We start from the raw sequence: 3,279 nt of genomic DNA, 5'->3' as shown, positions 1-3,279 counted from the left end.
ATCCATGGAACCGGTAACTTTGCCAGCATAAAGGATCACATATCCATCCGCATTCCTTGAAGCTCGCCCCATTGTCTGTATAAGCGACCTTTCCGAACGCAGGAAACCCTCTTTATCGGCATCAAGGATAGCTACAAAAGCTACCTCAGGTATATCCAGCCCCTCCCTTAACAAATTGATACCCACCAGAACATCGAACACACCCTTTCGCAGATCACGGATTATCTCTACCCTCTCGAGAGTATCGATATCAGAATGCATATAACGCACCCTAATACCCATTTCCAGAAGATACTCGGTCAGGTCCTCGGACATTCTTTTGGTAAGCGTTGTGACAAGGGTGCGATAGCCTTTCTCAGTGACCTTATTAACTTCACCGATAAGATCATCGATCTGATTCTCCACCGGGCGAATGAACACCACAGGGTCAACAAGACCTGTCGGCCTGATTATCTGCTCCACGACAGCACTGCTGATCCCGAGTTCATAATCCGCAGGTGTAGCTGACACATAGATGGCCTGGTTTATCTTATGATGGAACTCGTTGTAGGTCAACGGCCTATTATCGTAAGCAGAAGGAAGACGGAAACCATAATTGATAAGTGCCTCCTTTCTGGCACGATCCCCATTATGCATTCCCCGGATCTGAGGAATGGTCACATGGGACTCATCGATAACAAGCAAAAAATCATCAGGGAAGAATTCGAGCAGAGATGAAGGAGGATCACCCGGCTTGCGTCCGTCAAAGTGTCGGGAATAATTTTCAATACCGCTGCAATATCCAAGCTCGCGGATCATCTCCAGATCGAACTTTGCACGCTGCATAAGTCTCTGTGCCTCAAGAATACGGTTCTCAGACTCCAGTTTCGCAACCTGCTCCTCAAGTTCTTTTTCAATTGAACCAAGTGCTTTGACCATTTCCTCCTGCGGCATCACGAAATGTTTAGCAGGATAGATGACAATGCTGTTGTCCTCTTTAACCTCGTCGATTGTCTTTCCAGTCACTGGATCAAAGGAAGAGATCCTATCGATCTCATCACCGAACAGTTCTATACGAACGCCATGGATATCCTGTGCAGGAAAAACCTCAATAGTATCGCCTTTGGATCGGAAAGACCCTTTGGCAGGTTCAATGTCGTTACGCTCATAGTGTATATTGATGAGTGCGGCAAAAAGCTCACTTCTACCCACCTCATCACCCGGGCGGAGAATAACAGACATTCGCCTCCACTCATCAGGAGAACCGATGTTATAGATGCTTGAAACACTGGAGACGACGATAACATCCTTGCGTTCAATGAGGGATTTTGTGGCCGACAGACGCAGACGATCGATCTCTTCGTTCACAGAAGAATCTTTTTCTATGTACGTATCTGTGGTGGGAAGATAAGCTTCCGGCTGGTAGTAATCATAATAGCTTACAAAATACTCCACTGCATTATTAGGAAAAAATTCACGGAACTCAGAGAATAGCTGTGCAGCAAGTGTTTTATTATGTGCGATCACAAGAGTCGGTTTTTGCACGTTCTGTATCACATTCGCGACCGTGAAGGTCTTTCCAGAACCTGTAACACCCAACAATACCTGATGTTTCAGACCTTTGTTCAGCCCTTCGGTTAGTTTTCTTATAGCTTCCGGCTGGTCACCTTTAGGTTCATAGTCAGATACAAGATCAAAACCACTCATCACTCTGTGAATATGTATGTGAATAGCTATAAACGTATGCGTGTGTCACTGTGGCAAGTTTCACAGAATAACAGGAAGTGAATACGCTATCACAAGAAAACAACAACTGTTCGATATGATAAACAGTAGAATATAAGAAAATAAAGAAATCAGAAAAGTAAGCATTAACAGATGATCTTTACCAGGATCATGCCCTCTGTACCTGCCAGACAGGATAACCTTGTACATAAGGCTGACCTACAGCCTCCACACGGTCACCAATGTAGAGATATTCGCGCTGAGTACGGTTTCCACGGCGTTCAAGAAGATTCTTTCGATACATACGGGAAAGATATGTTGATACTGTGCTCAATTTGATCTCACCGTAGATACTTTCGTAGTGCTCCTGTATCTGTTGTGAAGTTGACCATTCGCGTGAATGCTCATATTTCAGGAACATTTCGAGTCTTTCACTGATCGTCAGAGAAGTGTCCATTATTCTGTCACGGAGTGATAAGTTCGGCACGATCTTGTTGTGAACTTGTGGAACTTGTTTTTCTGTGACAGTGGACTGAGAAGCATATGGCATGCCCATATTGGAAGTTGACATAGCCTGTTGTTGCTGTTGTTGTGGTGGAATATAATTAACGGACTGATTCACAACAGGATTAGCAGATGTATTCACATTTTGCTGGTTCACAGGAACGTAGTACTGCGGGTATTGAACCTGTGTTGCTGGCATCTGCATGCCAGAATACATCGGCGGTACAGGTGATGGTACCGGCATAACAGATACTGGATAAAATTGATTTTGTCCACCTTGTTGTGGTTGTAACACTACAGATTGTGAATTTTGTTGTGAAAAAAGTTGTTGGGCATTCTGCCCGGAATGCAGATTGGCTGATGAAGATCCAGTCGAGCGAGTTTGCGCCTCATCTAAAGTATCAATAAACTTGATCACTCGTTCTTTCACATTCTCACCAGCAAATTCAATGCTGGTGGATTCTTTCCCTTCGCCATCGAGTATTTCGATCCGAATCTTCATCTTATGCGCCCCTGCTAGCGTATCCATCCATCCCCTCAGATCGGTGGATTCACAAACCATTCATCCCCTCAGATTATGGTTTAGTTTTTGTGTGAATGCAGTCAAATACAATCGCATTGTGGTGATTTTATGCAATTGATACATGCTGCAATATAATAATAGTGTGTGATAATATATAAATATTTCCTTGAATTTGTGTCATTATATGTTTTATGGCAAATTAAAGGGTTTTAAAGCTTTATTTTCAGAAAAAAACAGATAATTACAGCTTAAAATTGAAGGAATTTTTTCCATTGAGCACAATGAGAGAAAAAGACAATTGAGAGTATGAAACAAAATGGTATTAAGACGTATATAATGTGTATGAACTAGATATAAACCAGCACAATAACAAAAATAACAAAATAATGAAAACAATACGGATCAATTAGTATTTAAAGCGATAAAGACCCCACCATAAATACAAATTGAACAAAAAGGCGTGCCCAATAGGGATAAAAGAATCCTTAAAGGATGAGACATTTTCTAACACGCAGTTGTTTTATATTACATGATGTTATAAGAAGGCA

2 protein-coding genes are annotated in these 3,279 nt (G+C 42.2%); both read right to left on the bottom strand.

Going from position 1 to position 3,279, the window contains the following annotated elements; all coding sequences use genetic code 11:
* On the bottom strand, positions 1–1,686 hold a 1,686-nt coding region (uvrB, locus tag QAS77_RS11220; protein ID WP_305065628.1), incomplete at its 3' end, for an excinuclease ABC subunit UvrB.
* Positions 1,687–1,873: 187 nt separating this feature from the next.
* The gene (locus QAS77_RS11215; protein ID WP_305065626.1) at positions 1,874–2,452 is read right to left on the bottom strand and encodes a hypothetical protein; all 579 of its coding nucleotides are present in this window, start codon (positions 2,450–2,452) and stop codon (positions 1,874–1,876) included.
* Positions 2,453–3,279: the final 827 nt, after the last annotated feature.

This window comes from Methanococcoides sp. (assembly GCF_030594565.1).
Taxonomy (GTDB): Archaea; Halobacteriota; Methanosarcinia; order Methanosarcinales; family Methanosarcinaceae; genus Methanococcoides; species Methanococcoides seepicolus.
This window is presented reverse-complemented; position numbering and strand designations above follow the sequence as displayed.

What these genes read in the sequence shown, in the direction of transcription:
- QAS77_RS11215 (WP_305065626.1), bottom strand. Translation starts at nt 2,452, where the DNA reads ATGCCGGTACCATCACCTGTACCGCCGATGTATTCTGGCATGCAGATG.